Annotated in this window: 1 protein-coding gene and 1 pseudogene; both read right to left on the bottom strand. The window is 38.7% G+C overall.

What is annotated here, in order from left to right; genetic code table 11:
• Nucleotides 1-160: 160 nt before the first annotated feature.
• Nucleotides 161-502: a helix-turn-helix domain-containing protein gene (locus tag HMPREF1551_RS06015; RefSeq protein ID WP_009389008.1), complete on the bottom strand. Its 342-nt coding sequence runs from the start codon at nucleotides 500-502 to the stop codon at nucleotides 161-163.
• Nucleotides 503-571: 69 nt separating this feature from the next.
• Nucleotides 572-1,021 (bottom strand): annotated as a pseudogene (locus tag HMPREF1551_RS06010) (bifunctional DNA primase/helicase); the annotation flags it as partial.

The raw sequence follows: 1,021 nt of genomic DNA, 5'->3' as shown, positions 1-1,021 counted from the left end.
AGCTGTTTTTCTTCTTTGTCAAATACCAGTAGGATATCAGATAGTTGTTCATCCACTGGGATTTGATTGTCGTAATTTGCCGTATCGGCGTGTTGATTTTCTGCCATTATTTAAACATCTTTTTTAATTTGGGGGTAAAATTACTCCCTTTGTAAGACGTCTAAGAGAGGCTGTCCTTTTTAGGCATAGTATTTCCGTTTTTGGCTTTTAAAGCTGTTACTGGCACACTGAAATGTTCTCGGATAAATTGATGTACATCTGAGAGCTTGTAGTATATTTTGCCTGATATGGTATAATAAGGCAGTTTGCCATTGGAGCGATACCTCTGCAGGGAACGTGCAGAGATTTTAAAGGTGAGCATCAAGTCTTGATTATCCAAGAGTTCCTCACCATCCAAGCTGTTTTTGCGTTTTTCGGCTTTGTCTATTTGCTCTTTAAGCAAATCAAAACGATCCATAATGCGTTCCATCCACGCTATAAATTCTATTCTGTCGATTTCCATTTTTTATATTTATATTTGTTTAATACTTCGATTGTTAGATCTTAATCTTAGAACACCTAAAAGTTCTTCTTATCCTTGTGAGTTCTTGTTATCCTCCAAAAGTTCTTTTAACACACTGCCCATTCCTAAGAGTTGGTCATTACCCTCTTGAGGGACTAAAATGCCCATTTCCTTTAAGGTGCGGATATAACCTTTTGCGGTGCGTTCCTTTACATCAGTCCGTTTTTGAATTTCTATGTTCAGCTCTTGAACAGTCCACAAAGTTCGCTCTTTAAAAAGAGGAGAAACTAACGAGGCTAAGGTACTGGCTTTATTGGGTTTTTGGTCTTCGTTTTTCTGATTGCCTACATAACTATGCATTCCCAGCTCATTGTTCCATCTAAAAAGTATTTGTGGGGTATCGCTAAGGCTACCATTGCGTATTTTCATCGGTTTGACCGCTGAGATAGGACTGTTCTTCTCCCTTTCGATAGAAAGCACTGCCGTTGCTTTGCGTTGTAGTTCAGAGCCTAAATGACC

This window comes from Capnocytophaga sp. oral taxon 863 str. F0517, assembly GCF_000466425.1.
Taxonomy (GTDB): Bacteria; Bacteroidota; Bacteroidia; order Flavobacteriales; family Flavobacteriaceae; genus Capnocytophaga.
Note: the sequence above shows the minus strand (reverse complement) of the source record. Positions and strands in the feature narration are given on the sequence as shown.

Bases quoted from the DNA above. Each gene is read 5' to 3' on its own strand.
- HMPREF1551_RS06015 (WP_009389008.1), bottom strand. From the start codon at position 502: ATGGAAATCGACAGAATAGAATTTATAGCGTGGATGGAACGCATTATG.